At 68.8% G+C, this 22874-nt stretch carries 25 protein-coding genes and 1 tRNA gene; 16 read left to right on the top strand and 10 right to left on the bottom strand.

Features of this window, described 5'->3' with window-relative positions; all coding sequences use genetic code 11:
• Positions 1–169 precede the first annotated feature (169 nt).
• From A37E_RS0120120 to A37E_RS0120110, 3 genes are all read right to left on the bottom strand, one after another.
• Positions 170–1354, bottom strand: a complete 1185-nt coding sequence (locus tag A37E_RS0120120; RefSeq protein ID WP_029558264.1) for an aminotransferase — start codon at positions 1352–1354, stop codon at positions 170–172.
• A 50-nt stretch (positions 1355–1404) separates the two neighbouring features.
• Positions 1405–1728, bottom strand: coding sequence for a hypothetical protein (locus tag A37E_RS0120115; RefSeq protein ID WP_024279318.1), 324 nt, complete (start codon positions 1726–1728; stop codon positions 1405–1407).
• A 104-nt stretch (positions 1729–1832) separates the two neighbouring features.
• Entirely contained in the window at positions 1833–3611 is a 1779-nt protein-coding gene (locus A37E_RS0120110; RefSeq protein WP_029558263.1) for a potassium/proton antiporter, read from the bottom strand.
• Between the two features lie 145 nt (positions 3612–3756).
• Here A37E_RS0120110 and A37E_RS0120105 point away from each other — a divergent pair, with 145 nt between their 5' ends.
• A complete protein-coding gene (locus A37E_RS0120105; protein ID WP_029558262.1) occupies positions 3757–4044 on the top strand; it encodes a hypothetical protein in 288 nt (95 codons plus the stop codon).
• Between the two features lie 10 nt (positions 4045–4054).
• Here A37E_RS0120105 and A37E_RS0120100 read toward each other — a convergent pair whose 3' ends face one another.
• From A37E_RS0120100 to A37E_RS0120080, 5 genes are all read right to left on the bottom strand, one after another.
• The gene (locus A37E_RS0120100; RefSeq protein WP_029558261.1) at positions 4055–4276 is read right to left on the bottom strand and encodes a hypothetical protein; all 222 of its coding nucleotides are present in this window, start codon (positions 4274–4276) and stop codon (positions 4055–4057) included.
• Between the two features lie 49 nt (positions 4277–4325).
• Positions 4326–4568, bottom strand: a complete 243-nt coding sequence (locus tag A37E_RS0120095; RefSeq protein ID WP_024279322.1) for a hypothetical protein — start codon at positions 4566–4568, stop codon at positions 4326–4328.
• A gap of 41 nt (positions 4569–4609) precedes the next feature.
• A complete protein-coding gene (gene egtD / locus A37E_RS0120090) occupies positions 4610–5581 on the bottom strand; it encodes an L-histidine N(alpha)-methyltransferase (RefSeq protein ID WP_029558260.1) in 972 nt (323 codons plus the stop codon).
• Complete coding sequence (egtB, locus tag A37E_RS0120085; RefSeq protein WP_029558259.1) at positions 5581–6891, bottom strand: ergothioneine biosynthesis protein EgtB; 1311 nt, start codon at positions 6889–6891, stop codon at positions 5581–5583. Before egtB ends, egtD begins: the two co-directional genes overlap by 1 nt.
• 163 nt (positions 6892–7054) lie before the next feature.
• Entirely contained in the window at positions 7055–7879 is an 825-nt protein-coding gene (locus A37E_RS0120080; RefSeq protein WP_051679211.1) for a LysR family transcriptional regulator, read from the bottom strand.
• Positions 7880–7968: 89 nt separating this feature from the next.
• Between A37E_RS0120080 and A37E_RS0120075 the strand changes: the two genes are divergently transcribed.
• The 15 genes from A37E_RS0120075 (at position 7969) to A37E_RS0119995 (ending at position 20749) form a co-directional block, all read left to right on the top strand.
• Positions 7969–9099 carry a nitronate monooxygenase gene (locus A37E_RS0120075; RefSeq protein WP_029558257.1) on the top strand — a complete coding sequence of 377 codons (1131 nt, stop codon included), beginning with the start codon at positions 7969–7971 and terminating at the stop codon, positions 9097–9099.
• Positions 9100–9199: 100 nt separating this feature from the next.
• Positions 9200–10159 (top strand): PDR/VanB family oxidoreductase, encoded by a 960-nt coding sequence (locus A37E_RS0120070; RefSeq protein ID WP_029558256.1) that lies wholly within the window; start codon positions 9200–9202, stop codon positions 10157–10159.
• A 49-nt stretch (positions 10160–10208) separates the two neighbouring features.
• Positions 10209–10409 carry a hypothetical protein gene (locus A37E_RS0120065; RefSeq protein ID WP_029558255.1) on the top strand — a complete coding sequence of 67 codons (201 nt, stop codon included), beginning with the start codon at positions 10209–10211 and terminating at the stop codon, positions 10407–10409.
• A gap of 204 nt (positions 10410–10613) precedes the next feature.
• Positions 10614–10690: transfer RNA gene (locus A37E_RS0120060), tRNA-His, on the top strand.
• A 170-nt stretch (positions 10691–10860) separates the two neighbouring features.
• Positions 10861–11694 (top strand): transglutaminase family protein, encoded by an 834-nt coding sequence (locus A37E_RS0120055; protein ID WP_029558254.1) that lies wholly within the window; start codon positions 10861–10863, stop codon positions 11692–11694.
• Between the two features lie 214 nt (positions 11695–11908).
• A complete protein-coding gene (locus tag A37E_RS0120050; protein ID WP_081762645.1) occupies positions 11909–12730 on the top strand; it encodes a GntR family transcriptional regulator in 822 nt (273 codons plus the stop codon).
• Between the two features lie 92 nt (positions 12731–12822).
• Positions 12823–14013: an ABC transporter substrate-binding protein gene (locus tag A37E_RS0120040; RefSeq protein ID WP_051679210.1), complete on the top strand. Its 1191-nt coding sequence runs from the start codon at positions 12823–12825 to the stop codon at positions 14011–14013.
• Positions 14014–14041: 28 nt separating this feature from the next.
• Positions 14042–14995, top strand: a complete 954-nt coding sequence (locus A37E_RS0120035) for a hypothetical protein (RefSeq protein ID WP_038193438.1) — start codon at positions 14042–14044, stop codon at positions 14993–14995.
• Between the two features lies 1 nt (position 14996).
• Entirely contained in the window at positions 14997–15932 is a 936-nt protein-coding gene (locus tag A37E_RS0120030; RefSeq protein WP_029558251.1) for a hypothetical protein, read from the top strand.
• A 181-nt stretch (positions 15933–16113) separates the two neighbouring features.
• Positions 16114–16995, top strand: coding sequence for a branched-chain amino acid ABC transporter permease (locus A37E_RS0120025; RefSeq protein ID WP_029558250.1), 882 nt, complete (start codon positions 16114–16116; stop codon positions 16993–16995).
• Between the two features lie 4 nt (positions 16996–16999).
• A complete protein-coding gene (locus A37E_RS0120020; protein WP_081837700.1) occupies positions 17000–18001 on the top strand; it encodes a branched-chain amino acid ABC transporter permease in 1002 nt (333 codons plus the stop codon).
• Positions 17998–18789: an ABC transporter ATP-binding protein gene (locus A37E_RS0120015; protein ID WP_029558248.1), complete on the top strand. Its 792-nt coding sequence runs from the start codon at positions 17998–18000 to the stop codon at positions 18787–18789. The genes A37E_RS0120020 and A37E_RS0120015 overlap by 4 nt, the downstream gene beginning before the upstream one ends.
• A complete protein-coding gene (locus tag A37E_RS0120010) occupies positions 18782–19495 on the top strand; it encodes an ABC transporter ATP-binding protein (protein ID WP_029558247.1) in 714 nt (237 codons plus the stop codon). Before A37E_RS0120015 ends, A37E_RS0120010 begins: the two co-directional genes overlap by 8 nt.
• A 15-nt stretch (positions 19496–19510) precedes the next feature.
• Positions 19511–20356, top strand: a complete 846-nt coding sequence (locus A37E_RS0120000; RefSeq protein WP_051679209.1) for an alpha/beta hydrolase — start codon at positions 19511–19513, stop codon at positions 20354–20356.
• Positions 20357–20749 carry a RidA family protein gene (locus A37E_RS0119995; RefSeq protein WP_029558245.1) on the top strand — a complete coding sequence of 131 codons (393 nt, stop codon included), beginning with the start codon at positions 20357–20359 and terminating at the stop codon, positions 20747–20749.
• A 3-nt stretch (positions 20750–20752) separates the two neighbouring features.
• On the opposite strand, the gene A37E_RS0119990 is transcribed toward A37E_RS0119995, so the two are convergent.
• Both A37E_RS0119990 and A37E_RS0119985 read right to left on the bottom strand, forming a co-directional pair.
• A complete protein-coding gene (locus A37E_RS0119990; protein WP_029558244.1) occupies positions 20753–21385 on the bottom strand; it encodes a response regulator transcription factor in 633 nt (210 codons plus the stop codon).
• Entirely contained in the window at positions 21382–22761 is a 1380-nt protein-coding gene (locus tag A37E_RS0119985) for a sensor histidine kinase (RefSeq protein WP_029558243.1), read from the bottom strand. Before A37E_RS0119985 ends, A37E_RS0119990 begins: the two co-directional genes overlap by 4 nt.
• Positions 22762–22874 lie beyond the last annotated feature (113 nt).

Here is a 22874-nt window from a genome sequence, read left to right as displayed (position 1 = left end):
TCCTCGATACTCCGCAGCGTCAGACCCGTTCGCGCCGCGATGCAACAACAATTCAGCGCTCTGGTCCAATTAAGCTTTTGTCACGCCTTGCGCGATGAACGAGAGAGTAATGACGCATTCGTGAACAGCCAAGACCACGCTTGATTGCCGCGCTTGACTTGACCCTGGGTCAGAACTTGCGCGTGAGGTCGGCCAGATGCGCCAGCGCCCGGTCGATGGTCGCATCGTGCTTGGCGAAGCAGAAGCGCACCACGCTCTTCACCGCATCCTCCGCGTAGAAGGCGGAAACCGGGATCGCCGCGACCTTCCGGGTCTTCACCAGATCGAGGCAGAAGGCCTCGTCGTCGAAGGCGTTGGCGTGGGCAGCAAGGTCGATGGAGAGGAAATAGGTGCCGCGCGAGGGCAGCACCTCGAAGCCCAGCCCCTTCAGCCCCGCCGCGAGGCGGTCGCGGGAGCGCTGGAGGCCGGCGCGCATGGTGGTGAAATAATCGTCCGGCTTGCCGAGCCCATAGGCCACCGCCGCCTGCAGGTTCGGCGGCGTGGTGAAGGTGAGGAACTGGTGCGCCTTGGACAGCACCTTCATGAGATGGGGCGCGGCGAAGACGAGGCCGACCTTCCAGCCGGTCATGCCGAAAATCTTGCCGGCGGAGGAGATCTTCACCGTGCGCTCGCGCATCCCCGGGAGCGCCATCAGCGGCTCGAACGTAAGGCCGTCGAACACCACGTGCTCCCACACCTCGTCGCACACCGCATAGGCGTTGAAGCGCACGCAATAGTCGGCGAGGAGCTGCATCTGGGCGCGGTCGTAGACGACGCCGGTGGGGTTCTGGGGATTGTTGAACAGGACGAGCTTGGTGCGCTCGGAGAACACCTGGTCGAGCTTTTCCGGCGTCATGGCCCAGGAGGGCGGCTCCAGCCGCACGAGGCGGGGGATGCCCCCTGCCCTCTGTACCAGCGGCAGATAGGCGTCATAGAGCGGCTGGAACAGCACCACCTCGTCGCCCGGCTCGATGAGCGAGAAGAGCGCGCCGGCCAGCGCCTCGGTGGCCCCCGAGGTCACCATGACCTCCGCGTCGGGATCGAGTTCCAGCCCCTGCCAGTGGCGATAGTGCGCGGCGGCGGCGCGGCGCAGCTCGGGCAGGCCCATCATGGGCGGATACTGGTTCCAGCCGTCCACCACCGCCTCGGCCGCCTTGCGGCGTACGTCCTCGGGGCCGGGATCGTCCGGGAAGCCCTGGCCGAGGTTCACCGCCTCATGGGTGCGGGCGAGGCCTGACATCACCTCGAAGATGGTGGTGGGCAGCCCGGCATAGATGGGATTGAGCGGACGGGGCGTAAATTGCGGGTGGGACATGGGAAATTCGCGATTTAAAGGGAGCGGACAACGGATCTGGCCCGCGCCCTTTAGACCCTTCCGTCTTCCTGCGGAAGTCCGGTTGAGACCGCCGCCTCGCCCGGCATCAGCGGTTTCAGGGCCGCAAGCAATGCCTCCGGCGTCACCTGCCCCATGGGCATCAGCACCTTGGCAGCCTCGGTGCGGCGGCCGGGGCGCATCACCAGCACCACCGTCTCGGCTCCGCCGCAGGCCGGATCACCGCAGGAAATCTCGGAGACAGAGACGGTCGCCTCCTCCTCCAGCGACAGGGTGGTGCGCACCAGGTCCGCGAGGGTCCGCGAGGCATCGAGGGCGGGCCCGGCCTCGCCGCGGCGGCGCATGAACAGTCGCATCCAGTGGATCTCCGTGTACGGACGACTTCAACGGCGGACCTGTTTCGCCCGCGCTCGCGGCATGAACATGACGGCTGCGCGACTTTGGTGGCGCGACTTGGCCCCTATTCGTCGTCCTCGTCCTGCTCCGGGGGAAAGCCGAGCAGGCGGCGGACACGGGCGATGGAGCGCTTCAGCCGGCCCGCCTCCAGCCGCAGCACGGCATAGCTCACCCGCCCGTCCGTCACGCCGCGCACCTCGATCACCGCATGCCCATAGGCGATGCGCATGCCCGGTGCCGGCTGGTCGTCGGAGCGGTCGGCAAAGGCGTCGGCGATGGTGAGGCCCAATTCGCTGTCGGGAACGGCGAGGCCGTAGAAGCTGGCGAGATCGCCGAGCCGCACCTCGCCGACGAAGGGGAAGGCGGCGCTGTCGTCGAGCGGGGTGGTCTCCTCGGGACGGAACATGCGGTCGAGCTGGTGGACGCGCTTGGGCGGCGCCAGCAGGTAGCCGTAATCGCCGGCCTTGAGCGTGCCGGCCGCCTCCGGCGTCAGCGTCTCGTTGGCCCGCACCACCATGACGAGGCGGGCCCAGGAGGGCAGCTGCGCCTGCCCCACCGCTGGCGTGCCGGCCATGACGGGATAGGCCACCAGCTCCATTTCCGTCTGCCCCGGCAGGTCGATCTCGAAGCGCCGCACGCCGGGATCGGGATCGGACAGCGCCACGTCGAGCCGCCGCGCCGCATAGCCCATGGTCCATCCGTGCAGGATCAGCGAGACGACCACCACCGCGAAGGCGACGTTGAAATAGACCTCGGCCATGGGCAGGTGCGCCAGCATGGGGATGGTCGCGAGGAAGATGGAGACCGCGCCGCGCAGGCCCGCCCAGGAGACGAACAGCTTCTCCTTCAGCGAGAAATGGAACGGCGCGAGGCAGGCGAACACCGCCGCCGGCCGCCCGACAAGAATGAGGAACGCCGCCACCCCCAGCGCCGGCAGCGCGTACTGCATGATCTTGTTGGGGGATACCAGCATGCCCAGCATCACGAACATCACGATCTGGCAGAGCCAGGTGATGGTATCGAGAAACGAGGTGATGGAGGCGATGGCGCGCACCGGCCGGTTTCCCACCACCAGCCCGGCGAGATAGACGGCGAGGAAGCCCGAGCCGTGCAGCAGCGAGGTGAGCGCGAACAGCAGCACCGCCACGCCCACCACCATCACCGGATGGAGGCCGCCCGGCAGGTCCACGCGATTGAGCATCGCCACCAGCGCATAGCCGCCGGCGACGCCAAGCACCGCGCCCACCACCATCTCGCGCAAGGCGCCGAATACCACTGCAAGGCCAGGGTCGGCCATCTGGCTGGTCAGCAGCTCCACCAGCAGCACGGTCAGGAACACCGCGGCGGGATCGTTGGTGGCCGACTCGATCTCGATCACCGAGCCCACCCGCCGGCCGAGGTGCAGCCCCTGCGCCCGCACGAGGAACAGCACGGCCGCGGCGTCGGTGGAGGCGACGATGGCGCCCACCAGCAACGCCTCCATCCAGCCAAGGCCGAGCAGCGGCGCGGCCACCAGAGCCACCAGCACGGCGGTGAAGGCGACGCCCACCGTCGAAAGGCCCACGGCGGGTAGGATGGCGCCGCGCATGGAGGCGACGCGCATCCTGAGGCCGCCGTCGAACAGGATCACCGCCAGCGCGGCGGACCCCACCATGTAGGTAGCCCAGTAGTCGTCGAAATGGATGCCGCCCGGCCCGCCCTCGCCGGCCGCGACGCCCACGGCGAGGAACACCAGCAGGATGGGCGCGCCGAAACGGGCGGCGAGCAGGCTGGAAAGCGTTCCAACAACAACCAGCGCCGCAACCACGAGGAGGACAATATTAGAGACGACAACCGATCCCATGTGCTTCGAAAAGCCCCACCCCCTCGAATCCAGAACGCCACAGTAGCGCGACGATCGTCTAAGGCGTAAGGTTCCTAGTGTCGCGGTGCCGAATTACCAATTCTGTACTACGGACGGACCGATCCGGGGGCGGAAAGGGACGAGAATGACATCCAGCGGCACCCCCAACGCCTATCTGGTCATGGCGATGGTAAACGAGGAGGGGAACCTCCTCCTGCAGAGCGAAACGATCTGTTTCGATCGCGACCTTGCCTTCTCCATCGCGGATGATGAAGGCGACCATTGCACCTGGGTCGGGGTCTATGCCCTCGATGCCGACGGCCGGAGCATCCAGAACGGCGCCCTCTATTCCAGCGGCTCCCTGCACGCCTTCGGCACGTCCAGCCGTGGCTACGGCATGGGCAGCGCGCAATCGGGCATGACGCTCTCTTAAATCGCTTCGATCAGCCGCCGGATCGATCCGCGGCGAGTCGCCCGTTGATGAAGGCCACCGCCTCGAACGGCGAGGCCACGCGCACAAGGCGCACGCGCCGGCTGCCGCACAAGTCGCAGCGCAAGGTGTTTCCCCGGATTTCGCTGGTGTCCTCAAGCCGCCCCTCCTCGGACCGTGAGGAGAGGATGGAACGGCGGTGGCAGCGGTCGCATTCGGCGCAGATCATGAGCATAGGATAACCGCCGATCACGGTCACATGATGGCCGCATTTGCGAATGCCCTCACAGCAGCGCGCGGACCTCGAAGAAACGCCGCACCTGCTGCTCGGCGAAGGCCACGTCCTCCGGCCGTCCCGCCTCGGCGGCGCCGATCAGCGCCTTCAGCGCGCTGTCCAGCTCCGGGCCTTGCTCGCCCTCTGAGAAGCGCTGGAGCAGCACGCGGCCGCAATCGCCGAGCGTCGCCATCCACGAGCCGTCGTGGAGCCAGATGGGGCGGAGGAGTTGGGTTTCCCAGAAGCGTGCCATGGTGGAGGACTAACGAGGCCGGAGGCCGTTTGTTTCCCGGCTCAGACCGCTTCCAGCACCGCAACGGCGAACCACCCGCGCGGATCGGTCCAGAGCGCCCCCTGCCGCCATCCGGCCGCCTGCGCCATGCCCATCAAACGCGGCGCGGCGTATTTGTAGGAATTCTCCGTGTGGATGGTTTCACCCGGGACAAAGGTGAAGCGCGCGCCGTCGAGCCGCACCGTCTGTGCCGCACGGCTCTCCAGATGCATCTCGATCCGGCTCTCCGCTTCATTGAACAAGGCGCGGTGGTGGAAGGCGGCGAGGTCGAAATCGGCGCCCAGCTCGCGGTTGATGCGCGTCAGCAGATTGAGGTTGAAGGCGGCGGTGATGCCCTGATGGTCGTCATAGGCGGCTTCCAGCACCGCCCGCTCCTTCGGCAGGTCGAAGCCGAGCACCAGCGCCGCCCCCTCCCCCAGTGACTGCCGCGCATGGGTCAGGAACACGCCCGCCTCGCTCGGCGTGAAATTGCCGATGGTCGAGCCGGGAAAGAAGCCGATGCGCCGCCCGCCCTCGCCGAGATCCGGCAGCGCCAGCGGCCGGGTGAAATCGCCCTCCACCGGCGTCATGGCCACGGAGGGATAGTCCCGCGCCAGAGCGGCGACGGCGGCGCGCATGTGCGGGCCGGAAATGTCGATGGGCACATAGGCGGCCGGCCGCTCCAGCGCATCGAGCAGGAGGCGCACCTTGACGCTCGATCCCGAGCCGAACTCCACAAGGCTCGCGCCCGGCCCGGCGATGGCGGCGATATCGCCGGCATGGGCCTTGAGCACACCGAGTTCGGTGCGGGTGGGATAGTATTCCGGCAGGCGGCAGATGAGATCGAAAAGCCGCGAGCCGGCCTCGTCATAGAAATACTTGGGCGAAAGCTGCTTGGGGCTGGCGGACAGTCCCTCGATCACGTCGGCGCGGAAGGCCGCGCTCTCGGGCGTCTCGTGGCTCTGCTCGGCACGGAGAAGGGTCGAAGCGCGCATCAGGCATCCTCGGCAAGGCGCAGGCCGGCAAAGGCCCAGCGCTGGTGGGGATAGAAGAAATTGCGGTAGGTGGCCCGTGCGTGACCCTCGGGCGTGGCGCAGCAGCCGCCCCGCAGCACCATCTGCGACGACATGAACTTGCCGTTGTATTCGCCGAGCGCGCCGGGCGCGGGGCGGTAGCCGGGGTAGGCCACATAGGGACTCTGGGTCCATTCCCAGACATCGCCGAACATTTGGGCGGGCAGATCGTCGGACGCGGCGGGAAGCGAGCGCAGCGCGCCGCTGTCGAGGAAGTTGCCGGCGACGGGAAGGTCGCGCGCGGCCACTTCCCACTCCGCTTCCGTGGGCAGGCGCTTGCCGGCCCAGCGGGCAAAGGCGTCGGCTTCGTAATAGCTCACATGCACCACCGGCGCGGCGGGATCGAGCGGGTTCAGGCCATTGAGCGTGAAAGCCTGCCAGTCCCCGTCGTGGCTGTCCCAATAGAGCGGCGCCTCATACTCCCCCGCCTTCACTCGCGCCCAGCCATCCGCCAGCCACAGGTCCGGACGGCGATAGGCGCCGTCCGCGATGAAGGCGAGCCACTCGCCGTTGGTCACGGCGCGGGAGGCGAGGCGGAAGGGGCGCAGCAGCACCTCGTGGCGCGGGCCCTCATTGTCGTAGGAAAAGCCCTCCCCCGCATGGCCGATCTCGAAGATACCGCCGGGATAATCGATGAAGGCGAGCGGCCGGGCCTCGGCGGTCATCGCCGGGCGACCGGGCCGATAGGCGGGGCGGAGGGGATTGGCGGCGAACAGGTTCAGGATGTCCATCAGGATCAGCTCCTGATGCTGCTGCTCATGGTTGATGCCGATCTCCACCAGCGGCGCGAGGCGGGCGAAGGTCTCCTCGTCGGCATCGGCCAGAAGGTCGGTCATGGCGTCGGTGACATGCCGGCGATAGTCGGCCACCTCGTCCACGGTCGGGCGGGTTATGAGCCCGCGCGCGAAGCGGGCGTGGCGCGGGCCGGCGGCCTCATAATAGGAATTGAACAGGAAGGCGAAGTCCGCGTTGGCGACTTCGTAGCCCGGCAGGTGCGGCACCAGCAGGAAGGTCTCGAAGAACCACGAGACATGGGCGAGGTGCCATTTGGTGGGGCTGCAATCCGGCATGGATTGCACGGTCTGGTCCTCGGGATGGAGATCCCGCGCCAGCGCTTCGGTCTGTCCCCGCACCTTGAGAAAGCGAGCGATGGCGGCATCCCGCACGTCCGTATCGCTGGCGTCCGATGGGGATGGACGCGCTGCCGCGTGCGGGTTCCAGGGTTTGTTCATCGTTCCTCGCCCAACCTTGCGGCCCGATCCGCCTCCCGCTTAAACGCCGGGAGTGGGCCTGCGGTTTCTACGGGCATGTTCGGCTTCCGGACGCCAAACGTTACATCCCGCCTCGCGCGGGCCCGCGCACGATGTCGCGAGGCTGATGTCGGGGCGGTACCTTTCAGCCGGCAGCGAGGCCGATGAGCGCGTCGATGGAGCGGCGCGACGCGTTCGACGGCCGGAACATCGCCAGCGTGCGGACGCGACCGTGCGTGCCGTCGAGAGGCCGCGTCTCCACCTCCCCCGCCCGGCGCCAGCGCTCCACCGCCGCTTCAGGCAGGAGCGTGCGTCCGAGCCCGGCGGCGACGCAGCCCATGATGCCGTCCAGCGTCCCAAGCTCCAACACAGGCAGGTCGCCGAACGTCTCGGCGAAGCGCGCGCGGTAGCAGCAGCCCGCCCGGAACACCACGGCCGCCGCCTCCGAAACGCCGCCGACGGGCAGCACCTCCACCAATTCCTCCTCGAACAGCGGCACGTTGGCGAAGCGCGCTTCCGCCGCCTCCTCCGCCACGAAGGCGAGATCGATGTCGCCCCGCCCGAGGGCCGCAACCAGCTCGCCGCTGGTGCCGGTGGTGATGGACAGGCGTAGGTCCGGCAGCTTCGCCCGCACCGCCTTCAGCAGCGGCGGCAGGCGGACGGCGGCGGTCGTTTCCATGGTGCCAAGGCGCAGTGGGGGAAAGGCCTCTGCGGCGGAGCGCAGCCGCTTCTCGGCCTCTTCACACAGGCGGACGATGCGCGCGCCATAGTCCAGCGCCAGCACGCCCGCGGCGGTGGGCACCATGCGCCCGTCGATGCGCTCCACCAGCTTCTGGCCGAGCCGGTCCTCCAGCTTGCGCAGGCGGGTGGTGACGTTGGACTGCACGCAGCCGAGGCGCCCGGCGGCGCGGGTGACGCTGCCGGTCTCGGCCACCGCTTCGAGGAAGCGAAAATCGCGCAGGTCCATCATCAGAAGTGAACGATAATATCAGAATGTTTCAATTTCAATGATTGATGGAAGCGCGATAATGGCGGCCACCCTGCGGGAGAACCGACGCCATGACAGACACCCTCGATGACGAAGCCGCCGCCCGCTGGCCGGACCGGCGCATCCTCGATCTGTTCGGCATCGCCCATCCGATCCTGCTCGGCCCCCTGGCCGGTCCCGGCTCGCCGGAACTGGCGATCGCCGTGGGTTCGGCCGGCGGCCTCGCGTCCCTGCCCTGCGCCATGTATGGGCCGGACGATCTGAAGGCGGCGGTGGCGAAGATCCGCGCGGGGCTGCCGGGCAAGCCGCTTAACCTCAACTTCTTCTGCCACACCCCGCCGCAGGACGACCCGGCGCGGGCGCTGCGCTGGCGGGCGCGCCTCGCCGACTATTATGTCGAGGCCGGGCTGGACCCCGCCGCCACAACACCCTCCCCCACCCGCGCGCCGTTCGACGCCACCTTCTGCGCGGTGGTGGAGGAGGTGCGCCCCGAGGTGGTGAGCTTCCATTTCGGCCTGCCGGCGCCAAACCTCGTGGACCGGGTGAAGGCAACGGGGGCGAAGATCATCTCCTCCGCCACCACGGTGGCCGAAGCCCGCTGGCTGGAGGACCACGGCTGCGACGCCATCATCGCCATGGGCTTCGAGGCCGGCGGCCATCGCGCCCTCTTCCTCGGCGGCGACTATTCGCAGACACCCATCAGCTGGCAGGACGTGGCGCGACAGGTGGGCACCTTCTCCCTCGTGCCGCAGGTGGCGGATGCGGTGAAGGTGCCGGTGATCGCCGCCGGCGGCATCGCCGATGCGCGAGGCATCGTGGCGGCGCTGGCGCTGGGGGCGTCCGCCGTGCAGATCGGCACCGCCTTCCTGTTCTCGCCGGAAGCGAAGGTGCCCGCCGTCCACCGCGCCGCGCTGGAGGCGGCGACGGACGAGAGCACCGCGCTCACCAACATCTTCACCGGCCGCCCGGCGCGCGGCATCATGAACCGCGTGATGCGCGAGATCGGCCCCATCGCGCCGGAGGCGTCGGCCTTCCCCACTTCCGGCGGCGCCCTCGCGCCGCTGCGCGCCAAGGCCGAAGCCGAGGGCCGGGACGATTTCACCAACCTCTGGTGCGGCCAGTCCGCCGCCCTGAGCCCGCGCCTGCCGGCAGCGGACCTCACCCGCAAGCTCGCCGCGGAGGCGCTGGCGCGGCTCGCCTGAGCCGCGCCACGCGGACACCATCTCCCGCACCGCAGCGAAATTGGCCTCCCGTTTGCACCTCCTCCCTCAGCGTTCCTGTGCGGATGGTTTGGAGGATGCGATGTCGGACGATGCCCTGAGCCCGGTGATCGTGGCCAAGAAGACGATCGAGGCCGAAAACATGGCCTCTTTCGAGCTGATCCCCGCCGAGGGCGGCGAGTTGCCCGCCTTCACCGCCGGCTCCCATGTGGATGTGAGCATCCCCGGCGGCCTCGTGCGGCAGTATTCGCTCATCAACAGCGAGAGCGAGCGCCATCGCTACGTGATCGGCGTGTGGAAGGACGCCAACAGCCGCGGTGGCTCCAAGGCCCTGTTCCAGCAGGTGAACGAGGGTGACCGCCTCGCCGTCGGCACCCCGCGCAACCGCTTCGCCGTGCCGCGCGACACCAAGCGCGCGCTGCTGTTCGCCCGCGGCATCGGCGCGACGCCCATCCTCTCCATCGCCGATCATCTCAAGGCGAAGAACATCCCGTTCGAGTTCCATTACCTCTTCGCGGGCGGCTCGCCGGGCGCGTTCAAGTCCACCATCGAGGCGTCCGCCTTCGCCGCCAATACGAGCTTCTATTTCGAGGCCGCCGAGCCGCGCCTCAACGCCGCGAACCTGCTCGCGGACCGGCCGGACGACACGCACCTGTTCCTGTGCGGCGTGGACTGGTGGCTCGACCCCATCATCGCCAGCGCCCAGCAGAAGGGCTTCGGCGTCAACCGCATCCATGTGGAGCGCTTCACCGGCAAGGCGCCGCCCCCGCTGCTCGACAAGGTTTTCGACGTGAAGATCGCCTCCACCGGCAAGGTCATCAAGATCCCCGGCGACCGCTCCGTCTCCACCGCCATGGAAGAAGCCGGCGTGAAGATCCCCACCTCCTGCGAGCAGGGCGCGTGCGGCACCTGCAAGGTGAAGGTGCTGGAGGGCGAGGTGGACCACCGCGACAAGCGCCTCAAGCCCGAGGAGAAGGAACAGGGCTGGTTCCTGGCCTGCGTCTCGCGTGCCAAAGGCGACCTGCTGGTGTTGGATTTGTGACAATTCCGCTTCGCGCTTGCTGCCCCCGGGCGACGGAAGGACGAGACCCATGGTGACCGAGGAAGATGTCTGGCGCACCGCCTTCATCATCGCCGAGCAATACGGGCCGGAGGGCGTCGCCTTCGCCCACCGCATGGCCGAGAGCTTCGAGATGGGCGGCAAGGTGGAGGCGCATCGCACCTGGGTCTCCATCATGACCAAAGTGGAGGAGCTGGTGCAGGACGAGGACACCCCGTCCCGCGCCAACTGACGACAAGCAGCAGGCCTGCGCCGCGGCAAACCCGGCGCAAGCCGGCACCGACGCTCGGTTTCACCCTTCGCACAATGCCGCTGTGGCCAGCGGCTTTCCCCGTCCACAATGCCGCTGTGGCCAGCGGCTTTCGCCCCCTTGAAATTGCGGAGCACCCCGCGTAGGTTCCGCCCTCTCTTCGGCGCCCCGGTGCGCCGGAGCCGTGCAGGTGTAGCTCAGTTGGTTAGAGCGCCGGTCTGTGGAACCGGAGGTCGGTGGTTCGAGCCCACCCACCTGTACCATCGCAAGCCCATCCAGATGACGGCGTGAAGGACGGATGCCCGTGCGGGCGTCCGAGGTCATGCGGCGGCGCGATGACAGATGAAGCCATTGACTGACGCCAGGGAACCAAAGCGTTGCCTTGGGCGTCCTCCTCGCGGCTCTCTGCCGGCCAAACCCACAGGGGAAGGACATGCGCTTCGCCGTGCGATCAAGCCTCGACTACGAGGTGAAGTCTCCAACCGTGTTTATCCTGAATGTCGAAGCTGCCGCGCTGCACCGCCAGCGCATCATCGTCGAAAGCCTCAACCTCAATCCGAACTTCCCCATCGAGCGCTTCGCCGATGACGAGGGCGGAAGCCGGTTTATCCGCGTGAATGCGGAGCCCGGCCCGTTCCATGTCGACTATCACGGCATTGTCGAAATGGACATGATCGAGAAGGCGCCGGAGACCATTCCCGAAATGCCGGTCGGCGAACTGCCGCTCGACATCATGCACTATCTCTACCCGAGCCGGTTCTGCCAGTCGGACCTGCTCGGCCGCTTCGCGCGCCGCGAGTTCGGCGAGCTGGAGCCGGGCCACACCCGCGTCACCGCCATCTGCAACTGGATCCATGATCACGTCGACTATGTGAGCGGCTCCAGCGATTCCCAGACATCGGCCTATGACACGATGGTGCTGCGCGCGGGCGTGTGCCGGGATTTCGCGCATCTCGGCATCACCTTCTGTCGCGCCCTCAACATCCCCGCGCGCTTCGCCAGCGGCTATGCTTGGCAGCTCGATCCGCCGGATTTCCACGCGGTGTTCGAGGCGTATCTGGGGGGCGAGTGGTATCTGTTCGATCCGACGCGCCAGTCGGCCCTGCAGGGTCTCGTGCGCATCGGCGTTGGTCGTGATGCGTCAGACGCCGCCTTTTCGACCATGTATGGCGAGGCCGAGTTCAAGGGCATGTCGGTGAGCATCGACGCCATCGACGAAAGCGCCGCGGACAAAGAACCCACGACGCAGGCCGTCGCCGTCGGATAACGTCTCGATAGGCTCGCCCCTCGCGACATGGTCAGTCCGACGCCGCACGGGTCTTCACTCCGGGACGGCGCGCGACCGCAATGGGCGTGGTGAAGTCTGCCGCGAAGAAAGCTGTTGCGTGAAATGTATGCTTGATCCTACATTCATATAAAGCCGGCCTGAAGCACGCTTCGGACGGGTTCCAGCGCCAATGTTCGCGCCAGGGTTACGCCCCATGTCCGAGACGTTGACCAGCGTTGCTGCACTGGACGCCGAAGGGCCTTTCCCGCCCCTCGATCGCGCCTCCCCTTTGCCGCTCTACGCCCAGATCAAGCAGCGGCTCATCGGCCTGATCCTCAAGTGGGACCAGGGCGACCGGCGCTTCTTTTCGGATGAGCAGCTCTGCGCCATGTTCTCGGTCAGCCGGGACACCGCGCGGCAGGCGGTGGCGGAGCTGGTGCAGGAGGGCCTGCTCACCCGCAGCCGCGGCCTCGGCACGTTCGTCTCCGTGCGCAAGCTGGAAGAGCGCTTCAATCCGGGCATGGATTTCCTGAACCAGTGGGCCGCCACCGGCATGCCCATGCAGGCGACCGTGCTGGCCTTCGAGCGCATCGCGGCGGACGAGACCATCGCCGCGAGCCTTGAGACCGAAGTCGGCGCGCCGGTCCTATTCATCAAGCGCCTGCGTGCGGCGGCGCGCGTGCCGCTCGCCATCGACTATCGCTATCTGCCGGCCGACCTCACCGCCGACTGGACGGAAGAGGCGGTGCATGGCTCGCCGCTCCACCGCCTGTGGCAGAGCGTCGATCTCAAGGCGGGCGACTTCACCATCGAGGCCGGCGTCGCCGGGCCGGAGGAGGTGGAGTATCTGCACCTCTCCAAGGGCGCGCCGGTGCTGATCCGCACCCTGAGCTATCGCGACGCCACCGGGCGCCTCGCTTTGTCCGGCCACACGGTGCATCGCGCCGATCTCGTGCGCTATTCGCTGAGCGTTCCCCTTTCGCGCGACGGCGCGCCGCCGGCCGAAATGGACCGCAGCGGCGTCCACGACGACTGACCGCCGCGCCTGCCGCCGTTTCCGCTCCGGGCATGGCGTCCGGGGCACCGTGAACAAGGCGCGAATAAGCGCCCTTCCAGAGGAGGCCAGAAGTGCAGTTCGGACGACGCAGCTTCCTGAAGATGGTGCCCGCCGCCGCCCTCGCGGCAACCGGCACCGGGACCGTGGCAGGCCTCTGGAGCAGCGCCGCCCGCGCCGCCGAGCCGCTGCGCGTGGGCTCCATCCTTTCCGTGACCGGGCCGGCGGCCTTCCTCGGCGAGGACATGAAGGCGGGCCTCGAACTCGCGGTGGACGAGTTCAATGCCGCCGGCGGCATGGGCGGCCGCAAGATCGAGTGGACCTATTACGACGCCGAGAGCCAGACCCAGAAGGGCATCACTGCCACGCGCCGGCTCATCAGCCAGGACAAGGTGGAAGTGATCCTGAGCGGCGGCAACATGAGCGGCATCGCCCTCGCGATGGCGCCCATCACCAACGCCGCCAAGGTACCCTTCATCTCGTCGGAGGGCGCGCTCGCCATCGTCACGCCGGTGGCGGAGCGCCAGTATGTGTTCAAGAGCACGGTGGACGACGGCGACGTGCTGGAGCGCATCGCCGACTATCTCGACAAGAAGAAGATCAAGAAGGTGGCGCTCATCGCCGATACGTCGGGCTTCGGCCAGGGCGCGGTGGGGCAGATGAAGATCGTCGGGCCGAAGCGCGGCCTCGACGTGATGTACGAATCCTTCGCCCCCTCCGACACCGACATGATGCCCCAGTTGACCCGCATCCGCGATGCCGGCGCGGAGGCCATCATCTGCTGGACGGTGACGCCCGCCGGCGTCGTCTTCCTCAAGCAGGCGCAGCAATTGGGCCTCGACAAGAAGACGCTGATCCACAGCTACGGCTTCGTCTCGGCGGACTACATGAAGCTCGCCGGCGACGCCGCGAACACGCTCCTCCTCGCCAGCCTCAAGCTGCCCGTGGGCGACCAGCTGCCGGACAGCGATCCGCTCAAGGCCGGCATCCTCAAGCTGATGAAGGCCTATGAGGCCCGCTTCAAGCGTCCCGCCAGCATCTATGCGGCGGAATCCTACGACGCGGCGCTGCTCGCCCGCGAGGCGCTGAAGAAGGTGGGAGGCGATGTCTCCAAGCTCACCCAGGGCATGGAGCAGATCAAGGATTTCCCCGGCATCTCCGGCGTCTTCACCTTCTCGGCGGAGCGCCATTCGGGGCTCTCGAAGCAGGACATCGTGCTGGTCAACTGGCGGGACGGCCGCTTCAACCTCGCCGACTACGCCTGACGGGAAACACCAACGGGAGGAAACAGCCATGGCCCTTTCGCGAGACATGTCCGCCGAGCAGGCGTTCGAGGTGGTCCAGACGCTGCTGGACGCCCCCGAGGACCGCTTTCCGCTGACCTTCAATTCCGACCTGCCGCGCATCCGCGAGCTGTTCCACGCGGCGACGCGGAACCAGTGGGACCCCAAGACCGACGTGGACTGGGACCAGCTCGATCCGTCCAAGTACACGGAAGAGCAGCGCTACGCCGCACGGCTCTACTGGAGCCGGCGGGCGTGGAGCGAGTACGGCGCCATCTCCGAAAGCCCGGCGCTGCAGGTGCGCTTCGGGGTGGAGAACCGCCCCTCGGACATGCAGCTCTTCTTCACCATCCGCTCGCAGGAGGAGGCGCGCCACGCCGAAGCGTGCCACGCCATGGCGGAGAAGCTCGGCGGCTATATCGAGAAGCCGGTGCAGCAGCTGTTCGAGGGTTCGGTTTCCACCCACGGCGTGCGCCGCGCCGCGCTCAACGCGGACGTGCCGCTGGAGGGCATCATCGCCGCCCTCGTCTGCACGGCGGAGGAGATCGCCTTCGACGTGTTCAAGCACCTGAACGACGTCACCCATGATCCCGTCGCCAAGCAGATCGTGCGCTACATCATGCGCGACGAGAGCCGACACTGCGCCTTCGGCTGGTACTTCCTCGAAGCCATCTGCGAGCAGCTCACCCCCGAGCAGAAGAAGATGATCGAGGATGCGGTCATCACCATGATGGAGAAGGTGGAGCTGAACGGCTACCACAGCGCGTGGCTGGCGCCGGAAAACCCGGCCTCCAACGCCGAGGTGGAAGCCGATCGCATCACCTACGAGGCCGGCCTCGGCTCCACCGTGGAAGAGGTGGAGAAGCCGGTGTTCATCGCCACCGTGCAGCGCATCCGCGAGCAGATGCGCGCCCTCGGCATCGAACTACCCCCGTTCACGCATCCCAAGCTCGGGACCATCTGACATGCCGCTCCACGCCACGCGGGCCGAGCCCTCCCTGCCGCCGGTGCGGCTGCTGGTCGAGCGGCGCTTTCCGCTCGAGATGAACGTCACGCTGCCGGACATCCGCACCCTCTACGACACGGGCAAGGCCGGCCGCTGGAACCCGCACCGCGACGTGGACTGGAGCGCGCTCAAGCCGGAGAGCTATCCGGACGACGTGCGCGCCGCCGCCCGCCGCACCTGGAGCCGGCGGGTCTGGACCGAGGCCACCGGCCTCACCGAGACCCCGGCCCTCATCGTGCGCTTCTGCATGGAAGTGGGCCGGGAGATCGACCCGAAATTCTACCTCACCACCCGCAACACCGAAGAGGCGTGGCACGTCGAGTGCTACGACCGGATCGCCGAAGCCTTCGGCGGCCGCCTCGCCCGCCCCGCCGCCAAGGCCTATGAGGCGGTGTTCAATCGCCACCTGCATCGGCGGGTGATGGATGCGGGCCAGCTGCTCGACGCCTATGTGGCCGCCCATGCCGCCTTCGAGGACGGGCTGGAACTGGAACTGGCCAAGGCCTGGCGCGCGGCGGCGACCAACCCGGCCGTGCAGTCCGTGCTCGATTTTGTCATCGCCGACAAGGAGCGCCACGCCGCCTTCGGCTGGCTCTATCTCGCCGCCAAGGCGGAGGGCTGGAGCAAGGAAGAGCGCGAGACCATCGCGGCCGAGCTGTCCGACTATGTGCGGGACGTGGTGCTGAAGGGCTATCACTGCCCCTGGCTCGCACCCGAGCACGCCGCGACCGAGGCGGAAGCCGACGCGATCACGGCCGAGGCCGGCCTCGGCGGCGCGCCGCGCGGGGCGGAGGAGGATGCGCTCGCCACTTTCGCCGGCAATGCCCGTGCCCGCCTCGCGGAACTCGGGGTGATGGTGCCCCTGTTCGAGACCAACCGCATGCGCAGTTTCTGATCCCTCGGACGTCTCGTTCCGAGGAAACGGGCGGGCCTTGTGCCTGACCCGGACCTGTCCCGGCCGTCCGCGCCCATCGGGGGGAAGCCCTGATCCTTCCGGAGCGCGGCGGCCGGGACTTTCATCCCCTCCCCGGAGGGATAATCACCCAGAGAGCTGCCAAAGGCCGCCTTTCACAGCCATGCAGACCACAACCGCCCTCCTCCAGGTCCTGTCGTCCGGCATCGGCACGGGCGCCGTCTATGCGCTGGTGGCGCTCGGCTTCAACGTGGTCTTCAAGAGCACGGGCGCGATGAATTTCGCGCAGGGCGAATGGGTGGTGATGGGCGGCATGGTCACGGCCCTCCTCATCGGCACCTTTTCCAGCGTGGGTCTCGCGGTGGTGGCGGCGGTGGTGCTGGTAGGCGTGGTGGGCCTCCTCTCCGAGCGGCTCACGGTGCAGCCTTTGAAGCGGCCGGATGCCCTCGTCATCACCCTCGTCACCATCGGCCTCTCCATCGTCAGCCGCAGCCTCGTGATGCTGGTGCTGGGCAAGAAACCGGTGGGCTATGCCGGCTTCTCCGGCAACACCGCGCTCTCCTTCGGCGGGGTGAGCATCCAGAGCCAGACGCTGTGGATCATCGCCATCACCCTCGCCTTCCTCGTGGTGATGCATGCCTTCTTCGAGCGCACCATCCTCGGCAAGGCGCTGCGCGCGGCAGCGGCGGACCGGGAAGCGGCGGCCATCGTCGGGGTGAACGTGGGAAGCACCGTGCTGCTCTCCTTCGGCATCGCTGCGCTCGCGGGGGCGCTGGCGGGCGCCATCGTCACGCCGCTCACCCTCGCCTCCTACGACCAGGGCGCCATGTTCGGCTTCAAGGGGTTCAGCGCCGCCATGCTGGGCGGGCTCGGCAGCCTGCCGGGCGCCGTGGTGGGCGGGCTGGCGCTGGGGCTCCTGGAGGCGTTCGGCAGCTTCTACATTTCGTCCGACTTCAAGGATGCCATCGCCTTCGCCGTGCTGCTGCTTATCCTGTTCGTCCGCCCCTCCGGCCTGCTCGGCCGCGCCGACATCGTGAAGGTGTGAGGCCATGACGAGCATCGAGGCGAAGACCGGACCGATGACCCACAGCCGCCTGCCCCGGCGCGGCCTGTCCCGCCACGCCCGCCTCGCTTTGGTCTGGCTGGTGCTGGCGGTGGTGCCCTTCGTGGTGCCGAACGCCTACTGGATCTCGCTCGCCAACCTCGCCCTCATCAATCTGGTGCTGATCGCCTCCCTCAACCTGCTGATGGGCTATGGCGGCCAGATCTCCCTCGCCCACGCCGGATTCTTCGGCCTCGGCGCCTATGCCAGCGGCATCCTCAACGTGCGCTACGGCGTGCCGCCCTGGGCCGGGCTGCCGGCGGCCGCCGTGGTCGCAGGGCTCGGCGCGCTCCTCATCGGCATTCCGGCGCTGCGGCTGCGCGGGCACTACCTCGCCATGGCGACGCTGGGGTGGAACGCCATCCTCGTCGTCTTCTTCACCCAATTGGTGGGGCTCACCGGCGGGCCCAACGGCCTCCTCGGTGTCGAGCCCTTCTCGTTCTTCGGCCATGCGCTGGACACCGAGGCGAAGGCCTTCCCGCTGGCGTGGGCGGTGGCCTTCTTCGTGATGCTGGCCATCTCCAATCTCCTCGCCTCGCGCATCGGCCGCAGCATCCGCGCGGTGGCGACCAACGAGCTGGGCGCGCAGTCGCTCGGTATCGACAGCTTCCGCACCAAGCTCGCCGTCTTCGTGCTCAGCGCCGGCATGGCCGGCATCGCCGGCAGCCTCTATGTCCACATCAACCAGTATGCCTCGCCGGAGACCTTCGGCATCGCGCCCTCCATCATGCTCCTCGTGATGGTCGCCATCGGCGGGGCGGGCACCTTCTACGGGCCGATGCTGGGCGCGCTGATCTACACGGCCGTGCCGCAGATCCTGCTCGATTATGAGGATGCCGAGCTGATGCTGTTCGGTCTCGGCCTTCTGGTGGTGCTGATCCTCTTCCCGCGCGGCCTCGCGGGCGTTCCCGCGGCTCTGGCCGGCCTTGTGCGCAGGAGGCGGGCATGAACACGCCGCACAGCACCGGCGATCTTCTGGAGGTCGAAGGCCTCACCTGCCGCTTCGCCGGCGTCACCGCCGTGGACGATCTCTCCTTCCGCGTGAAGGCCGGGGAGATCAAGGCGGTGATCGGCCCCAACGGCGCCGGCAAGTCCACGCTGTTCAACATGATCGCCGGTGTCACCCGCCCCACCGACGGCACTATCAAGTTCGACGGCGCACGCATCGACCGCCTGCCGACCCACGCGCGCGCCCGGCGCGGCATCGCCCGCACCTTCCAGAATTTGCAGATCTTCCGCGAGATGAGCGTGCTGGAAAACGTGATGGTCGGTCGCCATCTGCGCGGCCGCGCCACCACTTTGTCCGCCCTCCTCCACATCCCGGCCGTGAGCGCCGAGGAGCGGGCGATGGAGGCCACCGCCATGGCCTTGCTGGAGCGCTTCGGCCTCGCCGCCAAGGCCCATGCGCCGGCGGGATCGCTGGCCTTCGGGCAGATGAAGGTGCTGGAGCTGGCCCGCGCCCTCGCCTCCGAGCCCCGCCTGCTGCTGCTGGACGAGCCCGCCGCCGGCCTGCCCCACGCCGAGGCGGACAAGATGGCCGAGACCATCCGCGACCTGAACCGCGACGGCATGACCGTGCTGCTGGTGGAGCACAACATGCGCATGGTCATGTCGCTCTCCCACGACATTCTGGTGCTCAACAACGGCCGGCGCATCGCCGAGGGCACGGCGGAAGACGTCCGTCGCCATCCGGAGGTGCTCTCCGCCTATCTCGGCGAGGAGGCAGCCGATGCTTGAGGTGGAAGGCCTCGTCGCCGGCTATGGCGGCACCGAAGTTCTGCACGCGGTTTCCCTGAAGGTGGCGCGCGGGCAGTCCGTCTGCCTCATCGGCGCCAACGGCGCGGGCAAGACCACGCTGCTGCGCACCCTCGCCGGCCTCATCCGACCCACGGCGGGGCGCATCTTCTTCGACGGGGCGGACATCACCAATCTCTCCACCTCGGCGCGGCTCTCGCGCGGGCTGGCGCTGGTGCCGGAGGGGCGCCGGGTATTCGCGCCCATGACGGTAGAGGAGAATCTGGAAATGGGCGCCTTCCGCCGGCTGTGGCCGCGCCGGGCGCAGGGCGTTTCTGCCGACCGCGACATGGTGTTCACGCTCTTCCCGCGCCTCGCCGAGCGGCGGCGGCAGGCGGCGGGGCTGCTCTCCGGCGGCGAGCAGCAGATGCTCGCCATCGGCCGCGCCCTCATGGGCCGCCCGCGCCTGCTCCTTTTGGACGAGCCCTCCATGGGCCTCGCCCCAAAGGTGGTGCAGGAGATCTTCGCCACCATCCGCCGCCTGAATGCCGAGGGCATGTCCCTCCTCATCGCCGAGCAGAATGCGAGCATGGCCCTGCGCAGCGCTGCCCATGGCTATGTCCTCGCCGAGGGGGCCGTCGTGCGCGAGGGCGCGGGCGCCGACCTGCTCCATGACGACGGCGTGCGCGCCGCCTATCTCGGCCTGTGAGTTTTCGGAAATCCCATGCCGCATACCCTCATCGATCCCGCGCTCGAAGCCGAATACGCCCTGCGCCGTCGGCATCCCGAGCGCGAGAGCGTCTATGACGGCCATCGCCGCCTCGGCGCGGCGCTGCGTGCGACCGGCGGCTGGCGGCTCGACCAGCGCTATGGCCCGGGGCCGCGCTGTTTACTGGATGTGTTCCCGGCGGGCGAAGGGGCGCCGGTGCTGTTCTTCATCCATGGCGGCTACTGGCGGGCGCTGGACAAGTCCGACGTCTCCTTCATCGCCGGCCCCTGCCTGGCCTCAGGTGTGACGCTGGTGGCGCCGGGCTATGACCTCGTGCCGGGCGTGCGCGTCGCCGACATCGTGGACGAGATGCGGCTCGCCCTGCGCTGGGTGGTGGAGAACCTCGCCCCCTCCCGCATCGTGGTCGCCGGCCATTCGGCGGGCGGGCAGCTCGCCGCCATGCTGGCGCTCGATCAGGCCGAACGGGGCGATGGCCCCATCTGCGCCCTCGCCGGGCTGTCCGGCGTGTATGACCTGCGCCCCCTGCGGCACACCTCCATCAATGCCGACCTCCGCCTCCCCGCGCCGGAAGCGGCGGCAATGAGCCCGCTGCTGCGCCTCGGCGACCTTCCCCCTAGCGCCCGACTGATGCCTCTCCTCTGCGCCGTGGGCGGGGACGAGACGGACGGCTTCAAGCGCTGGAGCCGCGATTTCGCCGAGCTGTGGGGCGCGCGCGGTGGCGCCGTGCAGCGCATGGAGCCGGCGCGTCGCAACCATTTCACCCTGCTCGATCCCCTGGCCGATGGCGCCGATCCGCTCACCCGCGCGATCCTCGCCCTCGCCCGCCCTCCGGAGGCCTGAATGCCCGCCCTTTCCGCCGTGCTCGCCACTTCTGCCGACGCCGCCCTGCCCTACAGCCCCGCCGTGCTGGCGAGCGGCCCGGTGCGCACGCTCTATATCTCGGGACAGGTGGGTATCGATGCCTCCGGGCAGGTGCCGGCGGGTTTCGAGGGGCAGGTGCGCGCCGCCTTCGCCAATCTGGAGGCGGTGCTCGCGGCGGCCGGCATGGGGCTCGGCGACCTCGCCAAGGTCACCGCCTATCTCACCGATCCCGCCGACTATGCCGGCTACGGGGCGCTACGTACGGAGCTGCTCAAGGGCCACAAGCCGGCCTCGACCCTGGTCATCGCCGCAGCGCTTGCCCGCCCCGAATGGCGGTTCGAGATCGAGGCCGTGGCCGTCGCCGCGGCCTGACCGTCAGGCCGAAATCCCCTGCCGAAGGGCCAGGAGCGTCAGCGCGATATCCGACTGGACGCCGAGCTTGGCGCGGATCTGGGAGCGGATGTTGGCCACCGTCTTGGGGCTGAGGTTCAAGGTCTCGGCGATGTCGTCCGTGCCCTTGTCGGCGAGGAGCAGCCGCAGCACCTCGAACTCGCGCGGGCTCAGCACCTCGGCGACAGATGGGGTCTCCTTGAGGCGGGAAAGCGCGAGCTCGTGGTCGATATCCGGGCTCAGCGCCATGCGGCCGGCGAGCACGTCGCGCACCGCGCCGATCAGCACCTCGGGCGGGCTGCTCTTGGTGACGTAGCCCAGCGCCCCGGCGCGGATGGCCTGCACGGCGAAGGCGGCATTCTGGTGCATGGTGAAGACGAGGATGCGCGCCGTCCCGTCCCATTGCCGGATGCGCCGGATGGCCTCCACGCCGCCGAAGCCGGGCAGGGACAGATCCATCACCACCAGATCAGGCCGCGCCTGCTTGAACAGCCGGTAGGCCTCGGCCCCCTCCCCCGCCTCCGCGACCACGGCGAGGCCGGGCTGGCGGTCCAGAAGGGCGCGGTAGCCTTCGCGCACCACGGCGTGGTCGTCCACCAGCATGATGCGCTGGGTCATGATGCTGCCTCCCCGGCCGGGAGCGGGAGCCGCGCCCGCAGCAGGAGGCCACCGCCGAGGGCAGTCCCGATGGAGAGTTCGCCCCCCATGGCGGCCACGCGCTCGCGCATGCCGAGCAGGCCGAACCCGTCCGCCGCCGGTGCCGGCGCGCCCCGGCCGTCGTCCTCCACGGTGAGCGTGACGACATCGCCCGCCGGACCCGTCTCACGCGCAAGGGTCAGCCGCACGCTGGAGGCACCGGCGTGCTTCGCGGCATTGGTGATGGCCTCCTGCGCGATGCGGTAGAGGCCGGCAGCGAAGGCCGGCTCCAGCGGGTCGAGCCGGCCGGTCACATCCAGGCTGAAGCGGGTGGCTGCGCCGAGCCGGCCGCTCCAGCCTGAGACCAGCCCCTCAAGGCTGGCGACGAGGCCGAGTTCCTCCACCTCCGGTGGCCGCAGGCGCAGGAGCGCGCCGCGCAGGGCCTGCATCATGGATTGGGCGGTGCGGCCGATGCTTTGACACTCGGGAACCAGCGCCGGGCAATCGCGCGCCGCCGTCTGGCCGGCGAGGGCCGCCACCGCGCCGATGGCGGCGAGGCTCTGGCCGAATTCGTCGTGCAGTTCGCGGGCGAGGGACCGCCGCTCCTCGTCCTGCACCGCGATCAGCCGGCGGGTGAGGTTGCGGCTCTCGTCAAGCGCCGCCTGAAGCCGCGCCGCCAGCGCATTGAACACCTGCCCCACCGCCGACAGCTCGGCGAGATCGAAGGCCGGCATGCGGGCGGAGAGGTCGCCGCGCGTAAGCCGATCGAGCCCCTCGCCGATGACGCGGTTGGGCCTGAGCGCCCGCGCCAAAGCGAGATAGACCAGCGCGCACAGCACCAGCAGCATGGCCGCAACCAGCGCGGCGAGGCGGCTCACCTCGCGCCACGCCCGCCCCGCCTGCGTTTCCGGGGCGAGGGTGACGGTGACGAGGCCTTCCGTCGCCCCGCCCACCGCCACCATGCGCTCGGCCGTGCCCCGCGCGCCGAACAGGCGGTCATAAAGGCGCTGGAACAGCTCCGGCGTGCGCCCGTCGTCCGGCTCGGCGCCGCTGCACAGGCGCTGCAAGCCCTCGGCGCCGGCAGGGCGGAAGGCGATGCACAGGCCCGGCGCCATCAAGGCCGGCGCGAGGCGCTGGAGATCGGGGAACACCCCCGGCGCGCCGCGCACCCATTGCATCTGCTGGCGCTGGAACGCGAGATCGCGGGCCATCAGATCGGCGATGCGGGCCACCTGCGCCTCGCCCGCACGCGCGCCATCGAAGAGCAGCCAGCCCACCGCCCCGACGAGGCAAAGCGCCATCAGACCGGCGATCTGGAGAGTCAGCCGGAGCTTGAGGTCGAGCCGGGAACGGGTCATCGGTTCACTCGCAGGCGGGCACCGGGGCGGCCACGATGCCGGTGCAGGACCTTAGGGACGTGGGCGCGCGGGCGGAAGATCGCCGCCGCACGTCGGGAAATCTTCCCGGGCCC

The organism is Xanthobacter sp. 91 (assembly GCF_000702385.1).
GTDB classification, from domain to species: domain Bacteria; phylum Pseudomonadota; class Alphaproteobacteria; order Rhizobiales; family Xanthobacteraceae; genus Xanthobacter; species Xanthobacter aminoxidans.
This window is presented reverse-complemented; position numbering and strand designations above follow the sequence as displayed.